Annotated in this window: 28 protein-coding genes and 2 pseudogenes; 13 read left to right on the forward strand and 17 right to left on the reverse strand. The window is 56.9% G+C overall.

The annotated features are described in order from the left end of the window. The coding region (locus ACOTXI_RS08965) for an O-methyltransferase (RefSeq protein WP_421766137.1) at positions 1-673 on the forward strand (673 nt) is incomplete at its 5' end. An 82-nt stretch (positions 674-755) separates the two neighbouring features. On the opposite strand, the gene hrpA is transcribed toward ACOTXI_RS08965, so the two are convergent. Continuing rightward, positions 756-4658 (reverse strand): ATP-dependent RNA helicase HrpA, encoded by a 3903-nt coding sequence (gene hrpA, locus ACOTXI_RS08970; RefSeq protein WP_087855471.1) that lies wholly within the window; start codon positions 4656-4658, stop codon positions 756-758. Positions 4659-4863: 205 nt separating this feature from the next. Between hrpA and azoR the strand changes: the two genes are divergently transcribed. Both azoR and ACOTXI_RS08980 read left to right on the forward strand, forming a co-directional pair. Beyond that, positions 4864-5469 (forward strand): FMN-dependent NADH-azoreductase, encoded by a 606-nt coding sequence (gene azoR / locus ACOTXI_RS08975; RefSeq protein WP_008502313.1) that lies wholly within the window; start codon positions 4864-4866, stop codon positions 5467-5469. A gap of 90 nt (positions 5470-5559) precedes the next feature. Continuing rightward, positions 5560-6246: an RluA family pseudouridine synthase gene (locus tag ACOTXI_RS08980; RefSeq protein WP_058653752.1), complete on the forward strand. Its 687-nt coding sequence runs from the start codon at positions 5560-5562 to the stop codon at positions 6244-6246. Positions 6247-6253: 7 nt separating this feature from the next. Here ACOTXI_RS08980 and ACOTXI_RS08985 read toward each other — a convergent pair whose 3' ends face one another. After that, positions 6254-6793: a DUF2058 domain-containing protein gene (locus tag ACOTXI_RS08985; RefSeq protein WP_058653753.1), complete on the reverse strand. Its 540-nt coding sequence runs from the start codon at positions 6791-6793 to the stop codon at positions 6254-6256. Positions 6794-7060: 267 nt separating this feature from the next. Between ACOTXI_RS08985 and ACOTXI_RS08990 the strand changes: the two are divergent. The 5 genes and pseudogenes from ACOTXI_RS08990 (at position 7061) to ACOTXI_RS09010 (ending at position 10523) form a co-directional block, all read left to right on the forward strand. Then, a pseudogene (locus ACOTXI_RS08990) lies at positions 7061-7572 on the forward strand (DUF2778 domain-containing protein). Beyond that, positions 7547-7822: a hypothetical protein gene (locus tag ACOTXI_RS08995; protein WP_071580356.1), complete on the forward strand. Its 276-nt coding sequence runs from the start codon at positions 7547-7549 to the stop codon at positions 7820-7822. The pseudogene ACOTXI_RS08990 and the gene ACOTXI_RS08995 overlap by 26 nt, the downstream one beginning before the upstream one ends. Before the next feature lie 3 nt (positions 7823-7825). Continuing rightward, positions 7826-8317 (forward strand): Hcp family type VI secretion system effector, encoded by a 492-nt coding sequence (locus ACOTXI_RS09000; protein ID WP_087855470.1) that lies wholly within the window; start codon positions 7826-7828, stop codon positions 8315-8317. 179 nt (positions 8318-8496) lie between these two features. After that, entirely contained in the window at positions 8497-9471 is a 975-nt protein-coding gene (locus tag ACOTXI_RS09005; protein WP_025911259.1) for a DUF1852 domain-containing protein, read from the forward strand. Positions 9472-9494: 23 nt separating this feature from the next. Further along, positions 9495-10523 (forward strand): methionine synthase, encoded by a 1029-nt coding sequence (locus tag ACOTXI_RS09010; protein ID WP_021241377.1) that lies wholly within the window; start codon positions 9495-9497, stop codon positions 10521-10523. Here the strand turns inward: ACOTXI_RS09010 and ACOTXI_RS09015 are convergent. Beyond that, a complete protein-coding gene (locus ACOTXI_RS09015) occupies positions 10498-11460 on the reverse strand; it encodes a LysR family transcriptional regulator (RefSeq protein WP_032651765.1) in 963 nt (320 codons plus the stop codon). The genes ACOTXI_RS09010 and ACOTXI_RS09015 overlap by 26 nt on opposite strands. Positions 11461-11555: 95 nt before the next feature. On the opposite strand from ACOTXI_RS09015, the pseudogene ACOTXI_RS09020 reads away from it, so the two are divergent. Both ACOTXI_RS09020 and ACOTXI_RS09025 read left to right on the forward strand, forming a co-directional pair. Further along, positions 11556-11989: pseudogene (locus ACOTXI_RS09020) on the forward strand (DMT family transporter). 4 nt (positions 11990-11993) lie between these two features. Beyond that, positions 11994-12452: a DMT family transporter gene (locus tag ACOTXI_RS09025; protein WP_058653755.1), complete on the forward strand. Its 459-nt coding sequence runs from the start codon at positions 11994-11996 to the stop codon at positions 12450-12452. Here ACOTXI_RS09025 and ACOTXI_RS09030 read toward each other — a convergent pair. Genes ACOTXI_RS09030 through ACOTXI_RS09065 form a run of 8 tightly spaced genes read right to left on the reverse strand, consistent with a single transcriptional unit; the run spans position 12449 to position 18329 of the window. After that, the gene (locus tag ACOTXI_RS09030; RefSeq protein ID WP_032651763.1) at positions 12449-12982 is read right to left on the reverse strand and encodes a DUF3833 domain-containing protein; all 534 of its coding nucleotides are present in this window, start codon (positions 12980-12982) and stop codon (positions 12449-12451) included. The two genes, ACOTXI_RS09025 and ACOTXI_RS09030, sit on opposite strands and share 4 nt — an antisense overlap. Next, complete coding sequence (locus ACOTXI_RS09035; protein ID WP_058653756.1) at positions 12979-13503, reverse strand: hypothetical protein; 525 nt, start codon at positions 13501-13503, stop codon at positions 12979-12981. Before ACOTXI_RS09035 ends, ACOTXI_RS09030 begins: the two co-directional genes overlap by 4 nt. Continuing rightward, positions 13500-13985: a DUF2878 domain-containing protein gene (locus ACOTXI_RS09040; RefSeq protein WP_008502325.1), complete on the reverse strand. Its 486-nt coding sequence runs from the start codon at positions 13983-13985 to the stop codon at positions 13500-13502. Before ACOTXI_RS09040 ends, ACOTXI_RS09035 begins: the two co-directional genes overlap by 4 nt. After that, positions 13982-15202 carry an SAM-dependent methyltransferase gene (locus tag ACOTXI_RS09045; RefSeq protein WP_058653757.1) on the reverse strand — a complete coding sequence of 407 codons (1221 nt, stop codon included), beginning with the start codon at positions 15200-15202 and terminating at the stop codon, positions 13982-13984. The genes ACOTXI_RS09040 and ACOTXI_RS09045 overlap by 4 nt, the downstream gene beginning before the upstream one ends. Further along, on the reverse strand, positions 15199-15921 hold the full coding sequence (locus ACOTXI_RS09050) for a DUF1365 domain-containing protein (protein ID WP_058653758.1): 723 nt from the start codon (positions 15919-15921) through the stop codon (positions 15199-15201). The genes ACOTXI_RS09045 and ACOTXI_RS09050 overlap by 4 nt, the downstream gene beginning before the upstream one ends. Position 15922: 1 nt before the next feature. After that, a complete protein-coding gene (locus ACOTXI_RS09055) occupies positions 15923-17182 on the reverse strand; it encodes an NAD(P)/FAD-dependent oxidoreductase (RefSeq protein WP_058653759.1) in 1260 nt (419 codons plus the stop codon). Continuing rightward, positions 17179-17898, reverse strand: a complete 720-nt coding sequence (locus tag ACOTXI_RS09060) for an SDR family NAD(P)-dependent oxidoreductase (RefSeq protein WP_023344081.1) — start codon at positions 17896-17898, stop codon at positions 17179-17181. Before ACOTXI_RS09060 ends, ACOTXI_RS09055 begins: the two co-directional genes overlap by 4 nt. Continuing rightward, positions 17895-18329: a nuclear transport factor 2 family protein gene (locus tag ACOTXI_RS09065; RefSeq protein ID WP_008502330.1), complete on the reverse strand. Its 435-nt coding sequence runs from the start codon at positions 18327-18329 to the stop codon at positions 17895-17897. Before ACOTXI_RS09065 ends, ACOTXI_RS09060 begins: the two co-directional genes overlap by 4 nt. A 257-nt stretch (positions 18330-18586) precedes the next feature. On the opposite strand from ACOTXI_RS09065, the gene ACOTXI_RS09070 reads away from it, so the two are divergent. Both ACOTXI_RS09070 and ACOTXI_RS09075 read left to right on the forward strand, forming a co-directional pair. Further along, positions 18587-18784, forward strand: a complete 198-nt coding sequence (locus ACOTXI_RS09070; protein WP_008502331.1) for a hypothetical protein — start codon at positions 18587-18589, stop codon at positions 18782-18784. A gap of 1 nt (position 18785) precedes the next feature. Then, positions 18786-19574: a hypothetical protein gene (locus ACOTXI_RS09075; RefSeq protein ID WP_058653760.1), complete on the forward strand. Its 789-nt coding sequence runs from the start codon at positions 18786-18788 to the stop codon at positions 19572-19574. Here ACOTXI_RS09075 and ACOTXI_RS09080 read toward each other — a convergent pair. From ACOTXI_RS09080 to ACOTXI_RS09090, 3 genes are all read right to left on the reverse strand, one after another. Next, positions 19555-20067 (reverse strand): GNAT family N-acetyltransferase, encoded by a 513-nt coding sequence (locus tag ACOTXI_RS09080; protein ID WP_058653761.1) that lies wholly within the window; start codon positions 20065-20067, stop codon positions 19555-19557. The genes ACOTXI_RS09075 and ACOTXI_RS09080 overlap by 20 nt on opposite strands. 18 nt (positions 20068-20085) lie before the next feature. Further along, entirely contained in the window at positions 20086-20490 is a 405-nt protein-coding gene (locus tag ACOTXI_RS09085; RefSeq protein ID WP_008502334.1) for a VOC family protein, read from the reverse strand. Positions 20491-20688: 198 nt separating this feature from the next. After that, positions 20689-21270, reverse strand: coding sequence for a TetR/AcrR family transcriptional regulator (locus ACOTXI_RS09090; RefSeq protein WP_058653762.1), 582 nt, complete (start codon positions 21268-21270; stop codon positions 20689-20691). A 103-nt stretch (positions 21271-21373) separates the two neighbouring features. Here ACOTXI_RS09090 and ACOTXI_RS09095 point away from each other — a divergent pair, with 103 nt between their 5' ends. After that, entirely contained in the window at positions 21374-21841 is a 468-nt protein-coding gene (locus ACOTXI_RS09095; protein WP_058653763.1) for a DUF1348 family protein, read from the forward strand. A gap of 38 nt (positions 21842-21879) precedes the next feature. Here ACOTXI_RS09095 and ACOTXI_RS09100 read toward each other — a convergent pair whose 3' ends face one another. From ACOTXI_RS09100 to ACOTXI_RS09110, 3 genes are all read right to left on the reverse strand, one after another. Continuing rightward, a complete protein-coding gene (locus ACOTXI_RS09100; RefSeq protein ID WP_058653764.1) occupies positions 21880-22419 on the reverse strand; it encodes an ester cyclase in 540 nt (179 codons plus the stop codon). A 65-nt stretch (positions 22420-22484) separates the two neighbouring features. After that, the gene (locus ACOTXI_RS09105) at positions 22485-23204 is read right to left on the reverse strand and encodes an SDR family oxidoreductase (protein ID WP_058653765.1); all 720 of its coding nucleotides are present in this window, start codon (positions 23202-23204) and stop codon (positions 22485-22487) included. Further along, a complete protein-coding gene (locus tag ACOTXI_RS09110) occupies positions 23201-24316 on the reverse strand; it encodes an alkene reductase (RefSeq protein WP_103786768.1) in 1116 nt (371 codons plus the stop codon). The genes ACOTXI_RS09105 and ACOTXI_RS09110 overlap by 4 nt, the downstream gene beginning before the upstream one ends. Positions 24317-24395: the final 79 nt, after the last annotated feature.

The following is a 24395-nucleotide window of genomic DNA, read 5'->3' on the forward strand; positions in this document are numbered from 1 at the left end:
CAGGAGACAATCTATGCAACAACAGTGGTCTGCAGTTGATAATTTCATGATTTCGTCACTTATTCCTGACGATGACGTACTGAATCAGGTGCTGGAAAACAACAAACGTGCCGGGCTGCCTGAACATGATGTCGCGGCTAATCAGGGGCAGCTGCTGGCGCTGTTCGTGCGCATGACGCAGGCAAGACGCATTCTTGAGATCGGGACGCTGGGTGCCTACAGCTCAATCTGGATGGCGCGCGCGCTGCCGCCGGACGGTAAGCTGATTACGCTTGAGGCCGATCCGACGCATGCCGGGGTTGCCCGCCAGAATATTCACCTCGCGGGGCTAGACGAACGTATTGAATTAATTGAAGGCCCGGCCCTGAGCTCGCTGGAGAATTTCGGTGAGGTTCCGCCGTTCGACCTGATCTTTATTGATGCCGATAAGCCAAACAATCCCGGCTATCTGGAATGGGCGCTGCACTACTCCCGCCCCGGTACGGTAATTATCGGCGATAACGTGGTCCGTGATGGCGAAGTCATTAACGGCCAAAGCGACGACGCGCGCGTGCTGGGCGTGCGGCGTTTTATTGAGATGATGGGCGATAACCCGCGCTTAACCGCCACCGCGCTGCAAACGGTGGGGATTAAGGGATGGGATGGGTTTACGCTGGCGATTGTAGAACGATAACCAGCCGGGTGGCGGCTTTGCCTTCCCCGGCCTACATTTCGCACTCGTAGGCCCGGTAAGCGCAGCGCCACCGGGCAAGGGTTTAACCGGAAATCTGCTCCATCGCCTGAAGGATACGCTTATCCGAAATCGGATACGGCGTACCGAGCTGCTGGGCAAAGAAGCTGACGCGCAGCTCCTCGATCATCCAGCGGATCGCCTGCACGTCTTCATCGTCGCGGCGCGCGGGCGGCAGCTTGTTCAGCCACTGCTGCCACGCCTGCTGCACGCTCTCCACTTTCAGCATCTGCGCGCGGTCGCGGTGCGGGTCGATAGCCATCTTCTCCAGCCGTTTTTCAATCGCCTGCAGATAGCGCAGCGTATCGCCAAGACGGCTAAAGCCGTTGCCGGTGACAAAGCCGCGGTAAACCAGCCCCGCCATCTGCGCCTTCACGTCCGACAGACCCAGCGCCATGGTCATATCCACGCGCCCTTTCAGACGCTTGTTGATATTGAACACGGTGGTGAGGATCTGCTCGACCTGTTTGGCAATCTCCACCACGGTGTCGTTCAGCTCCGCACGCACCTTCTCGTGAAGCTGAGCAAAGCCCTCTTCCGTCCAGACCGGGCCGCCCGCCTCGTGAATGAGTTTGTCCACGCCGCAGGAGATGCAGTCGTCAATCAGATCCAGCACCTTGCCGTACGGGTTAAAGTAGAGACCCAGCTTGGCCTTGTTAGGCAGCTTCTCGTGCAGATACTTGATCGGCGACGGGATGTTGAGCAGCAGCAGGCGACGCAGCCCGCGCCACATCATCTGCTGCTGTTCCTGCGGGTTATCAAACAGTTTGATCGCCACGCTGTCGCGCTCGTCCACCAGCGCCGGCCAGGCTTTCACCTTATAGTTGCCGCGCTTCTGCTCGTAGCTTTCCGGAAGCTGGCCAAAGCTCCAGATATGCAGCCCGCTCTGCTCGATGCCGTCGTCGGCCACCGCAGAGAGCGTCTCCTGGACTTTGCCTTTCAGCGCCTCTTTCAGCTCGCTCAGAGAACGCCCTTCCAGCAGCTTTTTGTTTTTATCGTCCACCACGCGGAAGGTGATTTTCAGGTGATCGGGCACCTGATCCCAGTTCCAGTCGTCGCGGTCGATGGTGGTGCCGGTCATGCGGCGGAACTCGCGCTCCAGCGCGTCCAGCAGCGGCAGCTCCAGCGGCGTGACGCGGCCCAAAAACGCTTCCGCGTAGTTTGGCGCAGGCACAAAGTTGCGGCGCACCGGTTTCGGCAGGGATTTGATCAGCGCAATCACCAGCTCGCGGCGCAGGCCGGGGATTTGCCACTCGAAACCGCTCTCGTCGACCTGGTTTAACAGCGGCAGCGGAATGTGCACCGTCACACCATCGGCATCCGCGCCCGGCTCAAACTGATAGGTCAGACGCAGCTTGAGGTTGCCCTGATGCCAGAAGTTCGGGTAGTCGAGCTTGCTGACCGACTCCGCCCCCTCTTTAATCAGCATGCTCTTTTCGAAGTTGAGCAGGTCCGGCGTCTCTTTGCTGGCCTTCTTCCACCAGCTGTCGAAGTGGCGGGCGGAAATCACATCGTGGCTGATGCGCTGGTCGTAAAACTCGAACAGCGCTTCATCGTCCACCAGAATGTCGCGGCGGCGGGACTTGTGCTCAAGTTCCTCCACTTCCGCGCGCAGCTTCAGGTTTTCGCGGAAGAAGGCGTGGCGCGTCTGCCAGTCTCCCTCCACCAGCGCGTGACGGATAAACAGCTCGCGGCACAGGGCCGGATCGATCTGGCTGTAGTTGACCTTGCGCGCGGCGACCACCGGCAGGCCGTAAACGGTCACTTTTTCGGTCGCCATCACCGCGCCCTGCGCGCGCTCCCAGTGCGGTTCACTGTACGAGCGCTTAAGCAGATGCTGCGCCACCGGCTCCACCCATTCGGGATCGATACGGGCGGCAATGCGTCCCCACAGGCGGCTGGTTTCCACCAGTTCCGCGACCATGGTCCACTTCGGCGGCTTCTTGAACAGGCCAGAACCCGGGAAGATGGCGAAACGGGCGTTGCGCGCGCCGGTATATTCCTGCTTCTCGGCGTCCTTCATCCCAATGTGGGACAGCAGGCCGGTCAGTAGCGCGATATGGATTTCGCGGTACTCCGCCGGTTCGCTGTTCACCGGAATGCCCAGCTCTTTCACCACCTGGCGAAGCTGGGTATAGATATCCTGCCACTCGCGCACGCGCAGGTAGTTGAGGAAATCCACCCGGCACTGGCGGCGGAACTGGTTCGAGGAGAGCGCCTTCTGCTGCTCGCCGAGGTAGTTCCACAGGTTCACGAAGGCGAGGAAATCGGACTCTTTGTCGTGGAAGCGACGGTGCTTTTCGTCCGAGGCCTGCTGTTTGTCCATCGGACGCTCGCGCGGATCCTGAATGGAGAGCGCCGAGGTAATGATCATCGCCTCGCGCACGCAGCCGTGCTTTTGCGCTTCCAGCACCATACGCGCCAGGCGCGGGTCGACCGGGAGCTGGCTGAGCTGGCGGCCCAGCGGCGTCAGCTTATAGACCGTTGCCTGCTCGTCGGTGGTAATCGCCCCGAGCTCTTCCAGCAGACGCACGCCGTCCTGAATGTTGCGCTTATCCGGCGCTTCGACGAACGGAAACGCCGCGATGTCGCCCAGCCCCAGGGCGGTCATCTGCAGGATAACGGACGCCAGGTTGGTGCGCAGAATTTCCGGGTCGGTGAACTCCGGGCGCGACAGGAAATCGTCTTCGGAATAGAGACGAATACAGATCCCTTCCGACACGCGGCCGCAGCGGCCCTTACGCTGGTTAGCAGACGCCTGCGAAACGGGCTCAATCGGCAGCCGCTGGACCTTGGTGCGGTAGCTGTAGCGGCTGATGCGCGCCGTGCCCGGGTCGATCACGTATTTAATGCCCGGCACGGTCAGCGAGGTTTCCGCCACGTTGGTCGCCAGGACGATGCGGCGTCCGCTGTGCGGCTGGAAGACGCGGTTCTGTTCGCTGTTGGACAGGCGGGCATACAGCGGCAGGATCTCGGTGTGGCGCAGGTCGCGCTTGCTGAGCGCGTCGGCGGTATCGCGGATTTCGCGTTCGCCGCTCATGAAGATCAGGATGTCGCCCGCGCTTTCGTTACCCAGCTCGTCAACGGCATCGAAGATGGCCTGCAGCTGGTCGCGCTCGGTATCATCCGCCTCTTCCACAATCGGGCGATAGCGCACTTCCACGGGATACGTGCGTCCCGACACTTCAATAATCGGCGCATTGTTGAAGTGCTTCGAGAAGCGTTCCGGGTCGATGGTCGCGGAGGTGATGATCACTTTCAGATCCGGGCGACGCGGCAGCAGCTCTTTCAGGTAGCCGAGCAGGAAGTCGATGTTCAGGCTGCGCTCGTGCGCTTCGTCAATGATGATGGTGTCGTACTGCATCAGCAGGCGATCCTGCTGAATTTCCGCCAGCAGAATACCGTCGGTCATCAGCTTGACCATGGTGTTATCACTCACGTGGTCGCTGAATCGCACCTTATAACCAATGCAGCCACCCGGCTCCGTTTGCAGCTCTTCGGCAATACGGTTGGCGACGGTGCGCGCCGCCAGACGACGCGGCTGGGTGTGGCCAATCAGGCCTTTGATCCCGCGGCCCAGCTCCATACAGATTTTCGGCAACTGGGTGGTTTTCCCCGAACCGGTTTCACCCGCGACAATCACCACCTGGTGGTCGCGTACGGCCTCAAGAATGTCCTGTTTCTTCTGGCTGACGGGCAGGTTTTCCGGGTAGGTAATTGCCGGGCGCGCAGCTTCGCGCAGCACAACCTTCCCTGCCGCCTGTTCAATCTCTTTCGCCATCTCCTGGTAAATGGCCTGTTGAGCATCAGGATTTTTAACCTTCTTGACGCCGTGCAGACGGCGGGCGAAGCGCTGTTTATCACGCAGCGTCAGAGAATCGAGCTGTTGCAGGAGCATCGGGAAGGTGAATTTTTGTTGTTCTGTCATAGCGTTAAAGGGCAGTACACGCCCTGATAAACTCTCTTTTTAATGATTGCTATAGAGTACCACACTGACGCCTTTCGTGCCTTATTCAAAAAATTCGAACATAGGCTTCGATATATTGCGCTATCTCTGTGGCAGGATTGTGAATAGAGTGTCAACAAGCAACGGGGCAACCCCCTTCAATCAAATGCAACAACAGGAATCACCCATGAGCAAAGTATTAGTTTTGAAATCCAGTATTCTGGCAGGGTACTCTCAGTCTGGTCAGCTGTCTGATTACTTCGTTGAACAGTGGCGTGAACAGCATTCTGCTGACGAAATCACCGTGCGTGACCTGGCTGCAAACCCCATTCCTGTGCTTGATGGCGAGCTGGTTGGCGCGCTGCGCCCAAGCGATGCGCCGCTGAGCCCGCGTCAGCAGGAAGCCCTGGCCCTGTCCGACGAGCTGATTGCTGAGCTGCAGGCGCATGACGTTATCGTCATCAACGCCCCAATGTACAACTTCAACATCCCAACCCAGCTGAAGAACTACTTCGACCTGGTGGCGCGCGCTGGCGTAACCTTCCGTTACACCGAGAACGGCCCTGAAGGTCTGGTAAAAGGCAAGCGTGCGATCGTACTGACCAGCCGCGGCGGTATCCATAAAGATACCCCAACCGACCTGGTTGCGCCGTACCTGAGCCTGTTCCTGGGCTTCATCGGCATCACTGACGTGAACTTCGTGTTCGCGGAAGGCATCGCTTACGGTCCTGAAGTGGCGACCAAAGCGCAGACCGACGCGAAAGCCGCCATCGACAGCCTGGTTGCAGCGTAAGACTTCACCCTCTCACCGCCCGGTGGGAGGGTTTTTCTTTTCCCCCGCATTTCGCTATCATCCGCTCCCACTCTCCAGCCGGGCGGCCTGATGTCTGCGATCATTGATTCTTTTATTGCTCCACCGTGTCACGATGACATTCAGATCCTCTGGCAGGATGAACATCTGCTGCTGATCGATAAGCCTTCCGGCCTGCTCAGCCTCTCGGGCAAAAATCCGCAAAACCTTGATTCCGTCCATTATCGTCTGGTTCAGACGTTCCCTGGCTGCACGCTGGTGCACCGTCTGGATTTTGGCACGTCCGGGCTGATGGTGGTTGCGCGTAATAAGGCCATCAACGCGGCACTGTGCCAGCAGTTTAGCCAGCGCAGCGTGGAGAAAGTCTACTGCGCCTTGCTTTGCGGCCACGTGGAAAATGATGAAGGGGTCATTGATGCGCCGATTGCCAAAGACCCGGCGCTGTTCCCGCTGATGTCGATCTGCGCCATTACCGGTAAACCCGCCCGCTCCCGCTACCAGGTTGTGGAACGGTTTTATCAGGGGGCGGGATTACCGTTAACGCGGGTGAAACTGATCCCGGAGACCGGGCGAACCCATCAGCTGCGTATTCACTGCCAGCAGCTGGGACACCCGATTCTGGGTTGCGACCTGTATGGCGGTCTTGATGCGCCGGGCGCAGAAGAAACGCCCCGGCTGATGCTGCATGCCAGCGAGCTGAATTTTATTCATCCCGTGAGCGGCCAGCCGGTTAACGCCCGTCACGCCGCCCCGTTCTGAACGCGGTTTACCACATCAAATCGTCAGGGATTTTGAAGTCCGCGTACGGATCGTCTTCGTCCTGCTCTTCATGGCTGAGCGCGCTGTTTAACACGATGCTGTCGGCATCGCGCTGGGCAATTTTATCGGCCACTACCGCCGGGATAATCGCGTATTCACAGTCGCCGCTGGCGTTGATGACCAAGCGGGCAATCGCAAGGCGGCCGTTGATCAGCTGAGCCTGGGTTTGCTTGTCGACCTCGATTTTCTTGATCACATTGCCGTCGGTGAAGTTAAAGGTGATGTTGCCCCTTGAGACGGTGATGCGGTTCATCTCGATCAGCTGCTTCACCTGCGCCTTAAACTCTTTCGCCAGCACGGCCTGCTTCTGCTTCTCGCTCAGCAGCTTGTCACGCTCGATCTGCGCCTTCTTGTTCTCTTCTACCGCTTCCCGAGCCTCACGCGCCTGAACGCGTGATTTCTTTGCCGTGCGCTGCACTTTCGCCGCTTTCTTGCTGCTGACGAGGCCCGCTTTCAGCATCTGCTCTTGTAAGGTGAGTTTTGTCATGATTATTTCTAAACCGGTTGGAAATTTTGGGGATTATAGCGGGAATTGCAGAGCGTGTGCCAGAGAAGCAGGCATGGCGTTTTGTTAGCTGAGTCTGGTTCATTATTCATTCAGCATTTACTAAGGTTAACGCGAAAGCGTGATTAAAAATTGTCAGGTCATTTTCTTAAAAAAAATGAGCCGTTCATAAATATGATGTGGGTTGAATATCTATGGTCACGTCAGGCGTAGGCTGAATTTCTCTTAATAAAAGGATGTGGAGAAAAGATGGCCTTAAAAGGAACGATGCTGCTAAATGGTGCTGACTATGCGCCTTTTAACCTGCACGGCGTTGGCGTGTTTAAGGCGCATTCCGGGCAGGGAATTTACAGAAACAACGGATTTTGTGGTGCAGTTAAAGGGTCTCCCCCAGGTAAATACTGGATTGTTGACAGAGGGACTGGAGGTTTCTTTTCAGATTTAAAAGCGAAGGTTCAGGATCGGTGGAATCAGGTCAGGTCCGGTGCAGAATTTGGCCGCGATGAGTGGTTTGCTTTATACAAGGATGACTGGGGAATTGATGATGGTACCTGGATTGATACGTCTATCGGGGCTTGTTTCGGCTGCATCCGGGTACGGTATCTGAAGGATGTATCACGATTGCCCATAATTCTGGTTACGCACTGATCCGGAATGCTCTCATGAGTACAGAGCTTATTCAGGTTCCCTGTATGCGTTCACTGATGGCACGCGGTTGGGTTGAGGTGAGTGAAAGTGGATATACCAACGCGTGCCCTTAAATGGGGCATCAGGCTGTTCAAAACGGTCTGGTTTCTATGCATCAGCATTTTAGTAGGCCGCACATTGGGACCTGCTGAACGCTATCTTGATCATGACGTGGTCTCATCTCTATGTGATTTTATTTATGGTGATGTGAATGCTGAAACACTATACGACACATATACCAATATCGATATTTTAATCGTACTGACCCTCGCTACGGTTATTTACCGCTTAACAACGCTACTACTCAATAAAATAAGGAAATAAAGAATGCCTATTCCTCCCTACATGTGGCTAAAAGACGACGGTGGAGCACATATTAAAGGTTCTGTAGATGTTCAGGATCGTGAAGGTAGCATTGAGATCATAGGACTGAGTCATGGCCTAAACCTCCCGGTAGACAGCGCTAACGGCAAGATCACCGGCACGCGTCAACACTCATCTATGCGGATTGAAAAGGAAGTTGATAGCGCCACGCCCTACCTTTACAAAGAAGCATCTACCGGTCAGGCACTCAAAAGCGCTGAAATTAAGTTCTATCATATTAATGATGCCGGACAGGGAGTCTGTTATTACACTGTACTAATGGAGAACGTAAAGGTTACGGGTGTTAACTGCAGCGTGCCGAACGTGAAAATCGCTGCCAACGATAAAATGAACCATGTTGAAAGCGTAAGTCTGCAGTACGAAAAAATTACCTGGCGCATCGTTGATGGGAACATAATGCACAGTGACGCCTGGAACGAACGCCCTACAGCATAACGCTAAGGGACGCGATGCCCCTTACTCTCTCACTTTCCTCTCCAGGCTGTGCGCAATCCTATTCATGAACTTCCCTCATGTTGCATTGAAATTAAGTCACTTCCCCTGCGCCACGGTCTCAGGCATAAATTATGCATTGGTAACTTCTTAGCAACATGAACTTAGGATGCATAACCACAATGAGCAAAGCTTTCACATATACCCTTAAGCGCAGTTGCTTCGATGAGAATTACAACCCGTCAGAAAATACGCGTACGACCACCAACTTCGCCAACCTGGCCCGCGGGGAAAAGCGTCAGGAAAACCTGCGCAATACGCTGGTGATGATCAACAACCGCTTTAACGCTTTAGCGCGCTGGGATAACCCAAACGCCGATCGCTATGCGGTTGAACTGGAAATCATCTCTGTCGATTTGAATATTGGCGCGGAAAAGCCGTTCCCGGCCATTGAGATACTGCAAACCACCATTGTCGACAAGAAAAACAACCAGCGTATCCCTGGCATCGTCGGGAATAACTTCTCGTCTTACGTGCGGGATTATGATTTCAGCGTGCTGTTGCTGGAGCACAACAAGAACCAGCAGCACTTCAGCATTCCGGAAAAATTTGGCGAACTGCACGGCAATATCTTCCGCCATTTTGTGAATTCACCTGAATACAAAGAGAACTTCACAAAAGGACCGGTGATTTGCCTGAGCGTCTCCAGCAAAGATACCTATCGCCGCACCGGTAACCAGCACCCCGTGCTGGGCGTTGAGTACCAGCCGGATGGCGAATCCCTTACGGAGCAGTACTTCGCGAAGATGGGCCTGAGCGTGCGCTACTTTATGCCGGAACACAGCGTGGCGCCGTTCGCGTTCTTTTTTACCGGGGATTTGCTGAGTGATTACACCGACCTCGAACTGATCGCCACCATCAGCACGATGGAGACGTTCCAGAAGATCTATCGCCCGGAAATTTATAACGCCAACTCGGCGGCGGGGCTGTGCTACCGACCGGATCTGAACCAGCAGGATCACTCCTTAACCAAAATTGTGTATGACCGGGAAGAGCGAAGCCGTCTGGCGATTGAACAGGGTCGGTTTACCGAAGAGTACTTTATTAAGCCTTACAAACACATTCTTGAGCAGTGGTCTGATAACTACACGCTTTAATACATTAAAAAAGGTCTTTTATTATGAAAACATTGCTCCCGACTTCAACGGCTGGCAGCCTGCCAAAGCCGACCTGGCTTGCGCAACCTGAGACGCTCTGGTCACCGTGGAAGTTACAGGATCAGGAACTGCTGGCAGGCAAGCAGGATGCGCTGCGCCTGTCTCTGGATGAGCAGATCCGCGCGGGAATCGATATCGTCAGCGACGGGGAACAGACCCGCCAGCACTTCGTCACCACCTTTATTGAACACCTGAGCGGCGTCGATTTTGAGAACCGCCAGACGGTGCGCATTCGTAACCGCTATGACGCGAGCGTGCCGACCGTGGTTTCTGCGGTTGCGCGCCAGAAACCGGTCTTCGTCGACGATGCAAAGTACCTGCGCCAGCTCACGGACAAGCCGATCAAATGGGCCCTGCCGGGGCCGATGACCATGATCGACACCCTCTATGACGCGCACTATAAAAGCCGCGAAAAGCTGGCCTGGGAATTCGCCAAAATCCTTAACCAGGAAGCGCGAGAGTTAGAGGCCGCAGGCGTGGACATTATCCAGTTCGATGAACCGGCGTTTAACGTCTTTTTTGATGAGGTCAACGACTGGGGCATCGCCGCGCTGGAGCGCGCCATTGAAGGGCTGAAGTGCGAAACCGCGGTCCACATCTGCTACGGCTACGGCATCAAGGCCAATACCGACTGGAAAAAGACGCTCGGCTCGGAGTGGCGCCAGTACGAAGAGGCCTTCCCGAAGCTGCAGACCTCTAACATCGACATCATCTCCCTGGAGTGCCACAACTCCCGCGTGCCGATGGATCTGCTGGAGCTGATCCGCGGTAAAAAAGTGATGGTTGGGGCGATCGACGTGGCAACCAACACGGTTGAAACGCCGGAGGAAGTGGCCGATACGCTGCGAAAAGCGCTGCAGTTTGTCGACGCCGACAAGCTCTATCCGTCAACCAACTGCGGCATGGCGCCCCTCTCCCGTCAGGTTGCCAACGGCAAGCTTAAAGCACTCAGCGCTGGCGCAGAAATTATCCGCCAGGAGCTTGGCGCGTAATCCCCTTACGCTGCCAGTACGGCGGCGTACCAAAGCGCTCGACGTAATAATCAATCACCGCCCTGACGTTCAGGGGCGGATGTCGGGCATCAGGGTAGATCGCCGCGATAGCCTGTTGTTCCGTAGTGATGGCGCACTCCAGCGCGGGCAGGAGCGGAATCAGCTCACCGCGCTGGAGCGGCTCGCTCACCAGCCAGTCCGGAAATAGCACAATCCCCATCCCTCCCCGCGCCGCAGCCAGCAACGCTTCCGCATTATTCGAGGTCATCAATGGCGTCACGGGATAGTGTGTCCACGCCTCACCCGCCCTGCGCAACAGCCAGCGGTTAGGCCCTGACGATCCGCGATACACCAGGCAATGATGGCGGTTCAGATCGTCCGGCACTTCTGGCGCACCGTGTTTACGCACGTAGTCTGGCGACGCGGCCAGATGGTACACCTGCTGCCCAAACACCCGCGCGCGAAACGACGAGTCCGTCAGCACGCCAATGCGGAAGATAAGGTCTGCCGCATCCCGGTGGGGGTCGATAAAATCATCGGTCAGCGTCAGCTCTACGCTCAGGCGAGGATAGCGTGCCGACAGGCCGGGAAGTCCTGGAGCTATGTGCTTCTGGCCGAAAAACACCGGTCCGTTAATGCGGATCGCACCGGACGGCTCCACCGCACGCGCGTCCAGCTCCCGGCGCGCCTCTTCCAGGTTTTCCGCCATTGACCGGGCATAGCGAATAAACAGATGACCGCTTTCCGTGGGAATGACGGCCCGCGTATTGCGATAGAAAAGCTGCTGCCCGAGCGCATCCTCGAGCTGGTGGATCACGCGCGATATCTGCGAGGCCGATATCCCCTGCCGCCGCGCCACGACGGAGAAGTTCTGCGCTTCATACACGTCGATAAAGATCAGCAGCGCGCGGATGTTGATGTTGCTGGCGTCAACCATTAATGCATATCCTGCAAAGGTGTTTGCAGCATTATGGCATTTTTCTCATTGCACAACCCACGTAATCTTCTTCGCCTGAAAACGGAGGAAGAAGAATGCAGTTGGTTTTGATTTTACTGGTGATCGCTGGCGGGATGGGCCTCTCCGTCGAGGCGGGACTGCTGGGCCCCCTGGGGGAAAAGTCGGGGATTTATGGGCGACGTTCAGCATTTTTGGCGTCGGCGCCGCGTTGACGTTTTTGCTGATGCTGTTTTTCAGCCCGCGCAACAGCCCGTCGTTTTTCGCACAGCCCGGCTGGCAGCTCCTCGGCGGGGTGCTGGGTCCGATCTACGTCGTCATACTGACGCTCGCCACGCCGACTATCGGCATCGCGCTGACGATGATTGGCATTCTGGCAGGTCAGGTTTTTAAAAGCCTGATCATTGACCACTTTGGCCTGCTGGGTACGCCGCACAGGAAGATAAACGCAAGACGCATCGTGGCGCTGGTTTTTATTATTGCCGCACTGGTACTGGTCGCAAAGGGGTAAACACATGACACTGATGATGATAATTCTGGCCATCTGCGGCGGCGCGACGCTGAGCATACAGGCAGCCATTAACGGCCAGCTCGGCAGCAATGTCGGGGTATTTAAAAGCGCGTTTCTGACCTTTTCCGTCGGCGCGCTGGTGACCGCCCTGCTGATTTTCTTCTTTGAGCCTAAGCAGACCGTCACGCTGCTGGACGTGCCGAAATGGCAGCTTCTCGGCGCAATGTTTGGCGTGCCCTATATCGTGATAATGGTGCTCGCCGTACAGCGGATCGGCACCGCTGTCGCCACGGTGGCGGTGATATTCGGCCAGCTCGCCATGAGTATGCTGATTGATAACTTTGGCTGGCTGGGCAATCCCGCCATTTCGTTTTCACCGAGCCGTCTGAGCGCGGTAGTATGCCTGGGGATTGCCCTGTACTTCATCTACTCCAGCAGCAAAACCGGCAGCGTCCGCGACTAAGCTGAGGTCTTACGGGTAAAGAACAGCGTCACCGTGGCGACGGTGACGCCCAGTTTCTTCATCTCGGTTTTATTAAACAGATGGTTCTCATCCTGCAGGTACATCCAGTCGTCAAAGTTCAGTAGCCAGGTGCTGCCGTTGGCCTTCACGTTCATGCTGTAATGCCAGTTGAACGCGTTGCCGGCGGCCTGCCCCGTTGCTACCCCTTCAATATCCCCCGCCGTGCCTTCGTAGCGATCGCTCCCCACGCGGCGGATATGCCAGACCCGCTGCTGCTTCTCACCGTCGTCGTAAACGAAGTGCTCGTTCAGCGTCAGCGTATCGCCGATAACGTCCCCGGCAATCTCAACGTGAAAGCGGCGGATCTGCTTGCCGCTGCGATCCTGTACCATCCCCCACGCTTCGGTTTTGCCCTGGAAGTAATGGAAGATATCCAGCCGCGGCTGCTGCTGGCGATACTCGGTCACCTCCGTGCTACAGCCTGCCAGCAGCATCGTCAATGCCAGCGCCATCATCAGGATACGTTTCATTTTTGGCCTCCGATTAACTGCTGACGCAGCTCAGGGTATTGCGTGCGAGGGTCGAGCCAGATGGCCAGGAAGCGGGTGCTGAACGCTTCTGACTGACGCGGTCCGAGTGGAATAAAGGCTTTTTGCGCCGCTGACGCGCGATACCAGAACTGCCCCTGCCCGTCGTCGAGCACAAACGCCAGCTGTGTGCCCGGCCGGACATCCGGCCACAGAGAGCGGAGCATCTGTAACCAGGCTTCGCTTCGGGGTTCCCGTTGCAGGATCCCCTGCGCCTGCCACTGGTCGCGGGTCGCCTCGACCAGCTCATCGCGATCGATATCGCGCGCATAGGTAATAATCAGCGCCTGATCCTGGTTCTCCCGACCGTAACGCCCGTCCGGCGTACGCAGCTGGGAGGTATAGACGGTGAACGGCCCCCAGGTGAGCGTGGCATCACCCACCTTCCGCCAGGCCAGCCAGTCGGCGGCCTGGGCAACAGGAACAACCAGCGTCAGACAAAGCAACAAAACCGCAGCTCTCATTTTTGTCTCCCCATCAGCAGGTGGAAAAACAGCATCAACACCAGCCAGCCCGGCGCCATCCAGCTGACGACGATAAAGGTCGGCTCCAGAAACGTGATGGCACCCAGCCGCTCGCCAATCAGGTACGCCACCGGCCCTCCCACTGCGGCCAGCAGGGTGAGCAGCCAGCCGGGCAACGTGGTGGTGCGCGTAAGCTGCGTCCAGACGGTGGCGAACATCAGCCATAATGCCACCATCCATAGCGGCATCAGGGCATCACCCGTGAAGGCGATCAGCCCCGTCAGCGCCCAGAGCGTATCCAGCAAACTGCCCGCCGCGGCCAGCCCAATGGCGTAAAAACGGTATACAGACGGCAAGAGCAGGCACGCCAGGATCGCCAGCCCGAGCCAGATAATCAGGCCCTGTTCGCGAAAGAGCACCACCAGCGCCCAGTAGAGATCGAACGCGACGGCCAGCAGGAAGACCTGAAGATATCGTCTCATACGCGCTCTGCGGTCAGCTGCACCACGCTGATGGTGCGGGCATTAAACCCGGCTTCACAGTAGCCAAAGTAATAAAGCCACATGCGGCGGAACCGCTCATCAAAGCCGAGCTTTTCAATCTCCTGCCAGGCGTGGACAAAGCGCTGCCGCCAGTGCGCCAGCGTGCGGGCGTAGTCCGGCCCCATGTCGAAGAGATTGCGCACCACGAAATCGGTGTGGCGCGTCATCAGCTCGTTCATGGCGGTGATGCTCGGCAGGAAGCCGCCGGGGAAAATGTAGCGCTGAATAAAATCGACGCTTTTGCTGTAGTCGCGATAGCGCTGGTCCTGAATGGTGATGGCCTGAATCGCCATTCGTCCACCCGGGCGCAGCCGCGCCTGACAGGTCCGGAAGAATGTGGGCAGATAGCGTTGCCCGACGGCTTCAATCATCTCTATTGAGACCAGCTTGTCGTACTGCCCGGTGAGGTCGCGATAGTCGCAGAGCAGCACCTCAACACGATCCTGCAACCCGGCGCGGGCGATCCGCTCGGTTGCCCAGACGTATTGCTCCTGCGACAGCGTGGTGGTAGTCACCCGACAGCCATAATGACGGGCCGCGTATTCCGCCATCGCCCCCCAGCCGGTGCCGATTTCCAGCAGGTGGTCGGCCTCGCTAAGCGCCAGCTGGTCGCACAGGCGCGCCATTTTGGCCTGCTGAGCCGTCGTGAGATCCTGCTCGTCTGCGGTAAAGAGCGCGCTGGAGTAAAGCAGTTCCCTGTCCAGAAAATGGGCATAGAAGGTGTTGCCCAGGTCGTAATGGGCGGCAATATTTTCACGCGCCTGCGCGCGGGAGTTACGCCGCGTCCAGTGGCGCAAACGCTCCAGCGGTCGGCCAAGCAGCCGGAACCCTTTCTCAAGACGGCCAAGCACCTCGCCGTTGAGGGCCAGGATTTGCAGAAGCGGCGTGAGCTGCGCGGTTTCCCATTCGCCGTCCATCCAGGCTTCAGCGGCGGCAAGGCTCCCGCCCGTTAAGACGCGCCAGTAGACGGCGGGCGTGAGGATCTGCACGTCGGCGTGCAGCGCGGAGGATGGCTCGCCAAAATGGAAGGTCTGCGCCCCTTCACGCAGGGTGAGCGAACCACCGCGGATGCCGCTTAACAGACGAAACAGCAGCCATCGCGCGAGGCGGACGTTGCGCGGGATATCGGGTTCTAACGCAAAGACGGGATCGGTCATGAGCGTTCACTCCTGCTGACGGGATGGTTATACAGCGGCACGCGCTTGAGCCACAGCCTCAGCGCCTGCCAGTAAATGGCGAAAACGGTTTTCAGGGTCATAAGCGGGATGCGCAGCAGCAGCGCGCTCAGTGCCGGACGGGTCAGCGGCTCCCGGCGCAGGGCGAGCGTGGCGTCGAACACCTTCGCTTCCTGATGATTTTCAATGTGCATATGCAGCGTGTTATCCGGATCGTTGAAGAGCCAGTGGTAGATCATGTTCATCGGGTTGAAGGGGGAAACGTGAAACGCTTTTTCCGTGGGCTGGGCATGTTGCCCGTCGACCGCGTAATAATGACGCTCGTTCCACGGCGTGTTGCGAACCTCCGCCAGTACCCAGCGCAGAGTCCCCTTCCCGTCGTAGCAGTAGTAAAAGTTGACCGGGTTAAAATGAAACCCGAAATACCGCAACTGCGTCAGAAGCATGACCCGCCCGTCCGGCCGTTCCCCGGTCAGGCTCTCCAGCCTGCTGAGCACGTTCTCTTTGAGCGGCGTGCCGAGCGGATAGTCCGCGTCATGGAACGCGGCGGCGGCAAAGCGATTGCGGCGCACGCCGACAGACGCCAGCAGCGGCAGCTCATCAAGATCCAGCCAGGCCATAAAGACGCTGTAGCGAAATTCATGGGTTTTCGGCTGAAGGCGGCGGTGGCGCAATACGCCGTGATAGAGGCAGCTGTTCATCTCAGTTCCCCTCTCCGGCCGCTATCGCGTTGACCACGTCCAGCGCGCTGCGCACGCCGTCTTCATGAAAACCGTTGTACCAGTAAGCCCCACAGTACCAGCTCCGCTGGTGACCGTTGATCTCGCCGCGCCGCGCCTGCGCCCGCCAGCTTTGCGGGTTAAACAGCGGATGCTCATAAACGAAGCGTTGCAGAACGAAGCGCTCATCCACCGCCGCGTCCGGGTTCAGGGTGACGCAGAACAGCGGGCTGCCCGCAGGCAGCCCCTGCAGAATGTTCATGTTGTAGGTCACACAGGCGCTGGCCTGCGCCTGCGCGCTCAGCCGGTAATTCCAGCTCGCCCAGGCGCGCGGCCGCACCGGCAGCCAGCGCGGGTCGCTGTGCAACACCACCTCGTTGCGCTGCCAGCCGATATCGCCCAGCACCTCGCGCTCTGCGGAGGTCGGGTCGTCAAGCATCGCCAGAGCACTGCCGGAGTGGCAGGCAAATATCACCTGGTCGAAGGTATGGCTGCCGTTTTCAAGCTGGAGCGAGACCCCGTCCTCGTGGCGGCTCACCCGCTGCACCGGTGAATTGAGATGCAGCGTCAGCCGATCGCCCAGTTTGTCCAGCATCGCGCGGATATACTCTCGCGAGCCGCCCGGCACCACGTACCACTGCGGGCGATGGGTGATATCCAGCAGACCGTGGTTTTGGAAGAAACGTAAAAAAAGCGGCAGCGGGAAACGCTTCATCTCCTGCAGCGAGGATGACCAGATGGCGGCCCCCATCGGCAGAATATAGTGGCGCGCAAAAAAGGGCGTAAAGCCGTGCTGGTCCAGAAACGTCTGCAGCGTGGCGTTCGGGTCCACTTCCCCGTCCAGAGCCTGTTTTGCCAGACGATTGAAGCGGACGATTTCACCGAGCAGCCGCCAGAATGTCGGATTGACGAGATTTCGGCGCTGGGCAAACAGCGACGTCAGGGTGTGGCCGTTGTATTCCAGACCCGTCTCGGGATTGTGTACTGAAAAGCTCATCTGGGTTTTTTGCCCGCTGATACCCAGCTCGCTGAGCAGGCCCATAAAGCGCGGATAGGTGCGGTCGTTGTAGACGATAAACCCGGTATCGATCGCGTAAGTGCCCTGTGGCGTCGTCACGTCAACCGTTGCGGTATGGCCGCCCGGTGTGGATCCCGCTTCAAACAGGGTCACCTGATGGTGCCCGGCCAGTCGCCAGGCGCACGTCAGCCCGGCAATGCCGCTGCCGATAATTGCAATGTTCATGAACGCACCATCCTGCGCAGCAGCGTGCGCTGAAGAAAAGCAGGCAGCCCTGAGAGCAGCCGCAAAATGAAGCCAAATCCGGCAGGAAACGCGATGTGCATTTTCCCGGCCGCCAGCCCGATACGGATCGCCTTCACCGCCTCATCGACGGTCACCCGACCCGGCATGGCAAAATCGTTTTTTCGCGTCAGGGGCGTATCGACGAAGCCCGGAGAGACAACCGTGACGGCAATCCCTTTTGGCTCCCAGTCCAGGCGCAGGCTTTCGGCAAACCAGCTCAGCGCCGCTTTGGACGCACCGTAGGCCTCTGCGCGGGGGAAAGGCAGCCAGTGGGCCATCGAGCTCACCAGCACCACGCGGTTGCCTCGAACCAGCTGCGGCTGCAGCGCCTCAAGACAGTTGACCGGCCCGAGGAAATTGGTGTTCATGACCCGCTCCACCAGCGCTGCATCCACCACGCCACCGTCGAGGTATTCGCAGGTACCGGCGCAGAGAATAATCAAATCGGCGTAGCTGCCGGTCAGCGCCTGTCGGCAGGCCTCCCGGTCCGTCATATCGAACAGGCGAACGGTGAGATTGGGGCAGGTCTGATGCAGCGCTTCCAGACGCGCCGGATCGCGCCCGCAGGCAATCACATGATAGCCGTCAGCGGAGAAGGATTTCGCCAGCCCGGCGCCAATGCCCGAACTTGCACCGGTAATCAGTACCGTCTTCATGATTTGACCCTCCGCTTCACGCCGCGTACCGCCCAGCCCAGCAGAGGAAGATGTTCGTAGATCATCTCTCCCGCATCGTAGTAGTCGCGCTGGTGGGTGATGAGATCGTTTTCCGTCTCCACCACCGAGCACCCCGGCAGATCGAGCGGTTCGCCTCCGGCAATGCGCGGATGCGACCAGTGCATCACCCAGGTGACAACAAACCGGTTCCCGCTGCAGAGCGGCGGGTCGATAGAAAAACGGCAGTTCTCGACGTTGGCCAGCAGATGGGTGAAATAGCGCTGAAGCGCAAAGATACCGTCGTGCTCGCCGAACGGATCGACAAGCGTGGCATTTGAATGGTAAAGCCCGACCAGCGCGGACGGCGGCTGGCTATCCAGTGCGGCGTAGTACTCAACAAACCGACTCACGACAGAGGGCAAAGTGCTCATGGGTCACATCCTGGCTGTAAACAACGTGGCGTAATCGCATACTTAAAACTTACACAATTAACGTTATTTGTCCAAGTTTGTGCAAATTTATTTTTTATTAACCATAAATATCAACAACTTGATAACTCAATCATTTGACGGTTTTGTAGGCCGGGTAAGGCGTAGCCGCCACCCGGCTTTCACTTTCAGGTTATCCTTAAGGCAAATTCAGCGGTCATCTTCCAGGCTTATCCTTTTTATTCATAAGGATGCCTGACATGAAACGTTTCTTTCTCTCCCTCTTCTCAAGCCCGGAATCCTTACTGCAGGTGATGAGTCAGCAGGAAATTATTGAAGCCGTGGAAGATGGCGACCGCATCATTATCGACCAGGACGGGAACGCCTCGGTGAACTACAAGAGCAACGAGGTGCGGCAGGACTTTCTGCGTCACGTTAACGCGCTGAAGAGGGCCTGATATGGGAACGGCGATATTTATGGTGCTGATGGTCTGCGGGTACTGGTACACCAGCCGCGACCTGTCGACCCGCTTTAAAATCAAGCGTTCCTTTGGCTGGGACGTCTATTTTCTCGTTGCGCTTTACGGCTGTATTTTCGTTCTGCAGGGGGTGATTGCTACGGGGCTGCTCTGGCTGCTGCTGCTCACCCTTTCTGCCGCCAACAACGCTTTCCACTTTGCCTCACCGAAATACACCGACTGGCAAATCGACTTTATGAACTGGAGTTTTTTAGGCATTCAGGCACCGGTGGTGGTGATGCTGGCGTTTGCCATTCTGTTTTGCCTCTACCGCTCTAACTGGGCAGGCAGCGCCAGGCTGGACGGCGAGAGTCGGAAAAAGCTCTACAAACGGCTTGCCCAGGCGAGCGGGATTGAACAACTGCTCTATCAGTGTATGGAGCAAGGCGAACTGGCGCAGGTCACGCTCCGCTCGAAGCGGATTTACGTGGGTATGATCCACACCGCGACGCTGGAATATGAAAAAACGGCCAATATCGTGCTGATCCCGATGTTGAGCGGGTACCGGGATGCGAAGACGATGAACCTGCGCATCGAGAATAATTACAGCCGGTGGTATGCGGAGCATGACATTACGCTCGACTCGGAACCCCGCAGCGCCATGTCATTCCGCAAGGTGATTTTACTCAACCAGATTGAGAGCATCTCGCTGTTCGATCCCGCCAGCGCCAGCGCGCTGTCGCTGGCACAGCGGGACGAGAGCCCTGGCCCTAAAGAGACATCCCCATAATTCTGAGTATGCTCTGCTGTGAGGCTGTTTCAAAAAGGACGTTCTTAATGCAGAGCATGCCCTGCTTCTGGTAGAACCGGTACGCTCCTGCGTTCTGCTCAAGCACTTCCAGCCAGAGAGAGTCCTTTCCCCTGTTCCGGGCCATGTCGATGATTTTATTGAACATGTTCTGACCATAGTGCTTGCCGGTCTCGGCAGGATCGAGGTAGAGCTTGTTGAGGAGAACGCCCCTCTTGTCCGTTTCCGGAAGCATGGCGTCCCAGGTCACTTTCATAAATCCCACTGGCCGATCGGTTTCTGCCACAAACCAGGAAACATGGCTCTCGGACAGGCTCTGCTCAATGACGGAAGGGGCATACTCGGCGTCCAAAAAATCCTTCATCTCTGCATCTGATACCCACAAATGCTGAAAATGCGCGGGATAGATACGATATCCCAACTCGCTTAATAGCGTTGAATCGGCCCCGGTGGCCTGTCGAATTCGAAGCGTCATGGAAGGTATCCCGCGTAATCACCCGCGTTGGGCATGTTGATAGAGGTCCCAGCGGTTGCCGTACATATCTTCAAACACCACCACCGTACCGTACTCTTCCTCACGTGGTTCTTCGCAGAAATGAACGCCTTTTGCCTTCATGGCATGGTAATCGCGCCAAAAATCATCCGTCTGAAGGAACAGGAAAACTCTGCCGCCGCATTGATTACCGATAAAACCTTCCTGCCTCTCGTTAGACGCACGAGCCAGCAAAATGTTGCAGTCGCTTTCCGGGTTGGGTGAGACGACCACCCAGCGTTTACCCGGTTGCGGCGTATCCTCTACCAGGGTAAACCCCAGCTTGTCTGTGTAGTACTCAATGGCGCGATCGTAGTCATCAACCACAATAGCCACGCAGCCGAGGCATCGTTTCTGTGTTCTCATTTTTTCGGTTCCTTTGCCCTAATTAACTCATTATGAACGCTTTTCCACTGAATATGCACACATAAAAACAGCGATCGCATGCGCGACCCGACGAGCAATTTCTTCATCAGATAAGCTCTTTCTGGCGTCAGGCTGTATCTCAAGGCTTGTCATCTCTTCCGTCGTGACATCAAGGCCTTTCTCAAGAAACAGGCTGCATCAATTGCCATCGGGTAACCCTGCCAGCGCCCTCTTCAACGACGTGATGACCTCATCCGTCTCCATGCCCATCTGCGCATGAATAATGGCGCCGTCGATGAGCAGCATAATTTCATTGACGACGCGCTCATCCGCAATCTTTGTCAGCAACGCAATAATATTCTTTGTTTCGATTTTATGATCGCGGCATATCGCTTTTATTTCGCTTTCAATATCTTCGGATTTGGCTTCGGCGCTGGCATTAATAAACGCACAGCCGTGGAAATCAGGCGAAATAAACCATTCACAAAGGGTAGCCGATAGAGCGTCCGCAGGCGTCTGGCCTTCAACGAGATGTCGACGAAGCGTGGCCTCAAACCAGTTAATCCATATTTCATGTCGATAGTGTAAATAGGCGAGAATAAGCAAGCTCTTACTCGGATAATGGCGATAAAACGTTACCTTCGTCACTTTCGCCTCTTTAATCAGCGTATCCACCCCCGTCGCTCTGAAGCCTGTGGAATAAAACAGATCGTGGGCCGTCAGTAATATTTTATCCCTGACGCTTATTTTTTTATCGTTGTTTTCGGATTCTGCTTTCATTTGTCGATGGCCTCAAAACGGATGTTGACAGCGTTATTTTTCAGGCATAGATTAGCGCAAGTAGACAGACCTGTCTACATAATCACATAACGAGGTAATCGCCATGAACACACGTCCTCCCTTACCGCCCTTCACACGTGAAAGCGCTATTGAAAAAGTCAGGCTGGCAGAAGATGGCTGGAACAGCCGCGATCCGGCGAAAGTTGCGCTGGCCTATACGCTGGATACCCAATGGCGCAACCGTGCAGAATTCGCCACCAACAGGGAGGAAGCGCAGGCGTTCCTGGCGCGGAAATGGAAAAAAGAGCTGGATTATCGTCTGATTAAAGAGCTGTGGGCCTTTACGGATAACCGCATCGCGGTCCGCTATGCCTATGAATGGCATGATGATTCAGGAAACTGGTTCCGCTCGTACGGCAACGAAAACTGGGAGTTCGCACCGGACGGCTTGATGAAGCGCCGCTTTGCCTGCGTTAACGATATGCCGATAAAAGAATCCGAGCGACTGTTCCACTGGCCGCTGGGCAGACGCCCGGACGATCACACCTCGCTGAGCGATCTGGGGTTATAGGCTCAACGCATCACTCCGGCTTCCCGGAGTGATGTGATTTACAGCGCGCCCAGCTGTTTCATCAGCGTCAGGTTGTCCTCAATATGCCAGTTCGCTGCAATTTTACCGTCACGGATTGCATAGATATCCGTGGCAATAAAATCTATTTTCTGCCCCTTTCCTTTCAGCCTGCCAAATGTCCCGGTGAATGTGCCGTAAAAATGTAAATGTGAGACCACGCGGTCGCCTGAAATAATCATCTGCTCAACGTCGCAGCGCAAATCGGGCACGGCCGTGCGAAACGCCCGCGAGGCTAAAATAGCGCCTTCTGGCCCCTGCTTACGGCCTTCCGGCGGTGTTTTATCAACAAAGTTTGCCGCCAGGGCATCACGCGCCAGAGTTTCATTACCGGTGTTCCAGAACGTGGCATATTCTCTGGCAACGGCTTCATTCGTCTTTAATTGCACCAGGGGCAGGCTCTTGTCCACAATCAGCTGTTTCGGCTGTACCCTTTCCCCCTGCGCGGAAATAGCATTGCCCGACAGACCAGCAAAAATAAGCGCCGCGATAGCGGGACGAAAGCACGTTGTATATTTCATGATGTCTCTCTACAGAGTGTTACGTTACCCGCAGACGATGCCCTGCGGATCACATTAATGAGGGGTCAGTTAATTAACGCCCCGCCCTCAATATCAATGACCGACCCGGTGACAAAGGGGTTGTCCATGGCGAAAAGATACCCTTGTGCGATGTCCTGCGCCCTACCCCAGGCTTTGGCTGGCAGGGTTTCCGCCGCGCCTGCGAGCATTTTTTCCCGCGCGGCGGCGTCCATCCCCGCATACGCTTCCGTGTCGGTCAGCCCCGGACTCACGACGTTGACGCGCAGCGGGGAAAGCTCTTTCGCCAGCACCTTTGTCGCGGCCTCAATGGCGGCATTCATCGTTGTTTTTACGATGGCGCCCGCCACGGTGCGGCGCGCCACAAACCCGCTGGTGAAGGTCAGCGTCCCGCGGGGAGCGATGTTCCCGCTGAGATAGCGGGCGACATTCAGGCTTCCCCAGAATTTTGTATCAAAGGCCTGTCTTGCCGCACGGAGATCCAGTCCGGAAAGCAGCCCGCCCGGCGCCTGTGAACCCGCCGTGACGACAATATTATTGACCTCGCCCAGCGTTTCACTGAGCGCAACAAGCTCTTCCTCACGGCTGATATCGAGCACGAGAGTGCTAACAGACGCGGCATGAGCGCCCAGTCGTTGCCGTGCCGCGTCCAGTTTCGCGCTATCGCGTCCCGCAAGCATAATCTCCTCGCCGCGCCTGGCAAGCAGGGTGCCCACGGCGAAACCGATGCCGGAAGCGCCGCCGATAATTAAGGTTTTACGGGTCATAATATTTCCTCCTGCTGGGTGTACGTTGAGTAATCGGTATAGCCCGTGGCGGTGCCGCCAAACAGCGTGGCGGGGTCGCGCACCTGGGCCAGCGGCAAGCGGTGCGCCAGCCGGTGAGGCAAATCCGGGTTGGCAATAAACGGTCGTCCGAAGGCAATCAAATCGGCATAGCCCGCCGCCAGAATTTCTTTGGCTTTGGCAAGGTCATAGTTGCCCGCGACGATCAGGGTGCCGCTGAAGGTCTCGCGAAGCGATTGACGGAAATGCGCAGGAATCTGCGGCGCGTCGTCCCAGTCGGCTTCCGCCAGGTGGATAAACGCAATCCCCTTTTGTTCGCACCAGGCCGCAAGCGCGAGTATGGCTTCAGAGACCTGCGGGTCGTTCATCCCGCGCTGGGTAATAAACGGCGAAAGACGAATGCCCGTACGTTCGTGACCAATCGCCTCGGCAATCGCGCTTAACACGTCCTGGGCGAAGCGGATCCGGTTAGCCACCGTACCGCCGTACTCGTCCGTGCGTTTGTTGGAGGTTTGGCGCAGGAACTGGTCGATCAGATAGCCGTTTCCGCCGTGGACCTCCACGCCATCAAACCCGGCCTGAACGGCATTCAAAGCGGCCTGGCGATAGTCCGCGACGATGTTCTGAATGTCCTTGCGTGAGAGCGTTCTCGGCTGCGGGCAGTCAACCATCTGGCCTTCCCCACGCTCATTCACCACCCACACCTGCGCGTCCGGAGCCAGCGCTGACGGGGCGACGGGCTGACCGTCCTGGTGAAAACTGGCGTGCGACATTCGCCCAACGTGCCAGAGCTGAGAAAAAATGACCCCGCCCGCCTGATGCACGGCGCCTGTGGTGAGCTGCCATCCTGAAACCTGCTCCGGCGAATGGATGCCGGGCGTCCAGGAGTATCCCTGACCCTGAGGCGAGATTTGCGTGGCTTCGGTGATGATTAACCACGCGCTGGCCCGCTGCCGGTAATACTCGGCCATCAGCGCGGAGGGAATGTTGCCCGGCTGAAGGGAGCGCGCGCGGGTCATCGGTGCCATGACGATACGATTTTTCAGCTCTAACTGACCCAGCCTGTAACGTTCAAAGAGTGAGGTAGGTTTCATGTTTTCATCCCTTATGGTTTGGATGAAATCACTTTACAGTCGGCATCTGATTTTGATAATTACGCTAAAAATAGATGCA

The organism is Enterobacter cloacae complex sp. BZL2005 (genome assembly GCF_049238885.1).
GTDB lineage: Bacteria > Pseudomonadota > Gammaproteobacteria > Enterobacterales > Enterobacteriaceae > Enterobacter > Enterobacter roggenkampii.

Coding starts and splice junctions, on each gene's coding strand:
- hrpA (WP_087855471.1), bottom strand. CDS start 4,658: ATGACAGAACAACAAAAATTCACCTTCCCGATGCTCCTGCAACAGCTC.
- azoR (WP_008502313.1), top strand. CDS start 4,864: ATGAGCAAAGTATTAGTTTTGAAATCCAGTATTCTGGCAGGGTACTCT.
- ACOTXI_RS08980 (WP_058653752.1), top strand. CDS start 5,560: ATGTCTGCGATCATTGATTCTTTTATTGCTCCACCGTGTCACGATGAC.
- ACOTXI_RS08985 (WP_058653753.1), bottom strand. CDS start 6,793: ATGACAAAACTCACCTTACAAGAGCAGATGCTGAAAGCGGGCCTCGTC.
- ACOTXI_RS09000 (WP_087855470.1), top strand. CDS start 7,826: ATGCCTATTCCTCCCTACATGTGGCTAAAAGACGACGGTGGAGCACAT.
- ACOTXI_RS09005 (WP_025911259.1), top strand. CDS start 8,497: ATGAGCAAAGCTTTCACATATACCCTTAAGCGCAGTTGCTTCGATGAG.
- ACOTXI_RS09010 (WP_021241377.1), top strand. CDS start 9,495: ATGAAAACATTGCTCCCGACTTCAACGGCTGGCAGCCTGCCAAAGCCG.
- ACOTXI_RS09015 (WP_032651765.1), bottom strand. CDS start 11,460: ATGGTTGACGCCAGCAACATCAACATCCGCGCGCTGCTGATCTTTATC.
- ACOTXI_RS09025 (WP_058653755.1), top strand. CDS start 11,994: ATGACACTGATGATGATAATTCTGGCCATCTGCGGCGGCGCGACGCTG.
- ACOTXI_RS09030 (WP_032651763.1), bottom strand. CDS start 12,982: ATGAAACGTATCCTGATGATGGCGCTGGCATTGACGATGCTGCTGGCA.
- ACOTXI_RS09035 (WP_058653756.1), bottom strand. CDS start 13,503: ATGAGAGCTGCGGTTTTGTTGCTTTGTCTGACGCTGGTTGTTCCTGTT.
- ACOTXI_RS09040 (WP_008502325.1), bottom strand. CDS start 13,985: ATGAGACGATATCTTCAGGTCTTCCTGCTGGCCGTCGCGTTCGATCTC.
- ACOTXI_RS09045 (WP_058653757.1), bottom strand. CDS start 15,202: ATGACCGATCCCGTCTTTGCGTTAGAACCCGATATCCCGCGCAACGTC.
- ACOTXI_RS09050 (WP_058653758.1), bottom strand. CDS start 15,921: ATGAACAGCTGCCTCTATCACGGCGTATTGCGCCACCGCCGCCTTCAG.
- ACOTXI_RS09055 (WP_058653759.1), bottom strand. CDS start 17,182: ATGAACATTGCAATTATCGGCAGCGGCATTGCCGGGCTGACGTGCGCC.
- ACOTXI_RS09060 (WP_023344081.1), bottom strand. CDS start 17,898: ATGAAGACGGTACTGATTACCGGTGCAAGTTCGGGCATTGGCGCCGGG.
- ACOTXI_RS09065 (WP_008502330.1), bottom strand. CDS start 18,329: ATGAGCACTTTGCCCTCTGTCGTGAGTCGGTTTGTTGAGTACTACGCC.
- ACOTXI_RS09070 (WP_008502331.1), top strand. CDS start 18,587: ATGAAACGTTTCTTTCTCTCCCTCTTCTCAAGCCCGGAATCCTTACTG.
- ACOTXI_RS09075 (WP_058653760.1), top strand. CDS start 18,786: ATGGGAACGGCGATATTTATGGTGCTGATGGTCTGCGGGTACTGGTAC.
- ACOTXI_RS09080 (WP_058653761.1), bottom strand. CDS start 20,067: ATGACGCTTCGAATTCGACAGGCCACCGGGGCCGATTCAACGCTATTA.
- ACOTXI_RS09085 (WP_008502334.1), bottom strand. CDS start 20,490: ATGAGAACACAGAAACGATGCCTCGGCTGCGTGGCTATTGTGGTTGAT.
- ACOTXI_RS09090 (WP_058653762.1), bottom strand. CDS start 21,270: ATGAAAGCAGAATCCGAAAACAACGATAAAAAAATAAGCGTCAGGGAT.
- ACOTXI_RS09095 (WP_058653763.1), top strand. CDS start 21,374: ATGAACACACGTCCTCCCTTACCGCCCTTCACACGTGAAAGCGCTATT.
- ACOTXI_RS09100 (WP_058653764.1), bottom strand. CDS start 22,419: ATGAAATATACAACGTGCTTTCGTCCCGCTATCGCGGCGCTTATTTTT.
- ACOTXI_RS09105 (WP_058653765.1), bottom strand. CDS start 23,204: ATGACCCGTAAAACCTTAATTATCGGCGGCGCTTCCGGCATCGGTTTC.
- ACOTXI_RS09110 (WP_103786768.1), bottom strand. CDS start 24,316: ATGAAACCTACCTCACTCTTTGAACGTTACAGGCTGGGTCAGTTAGAG.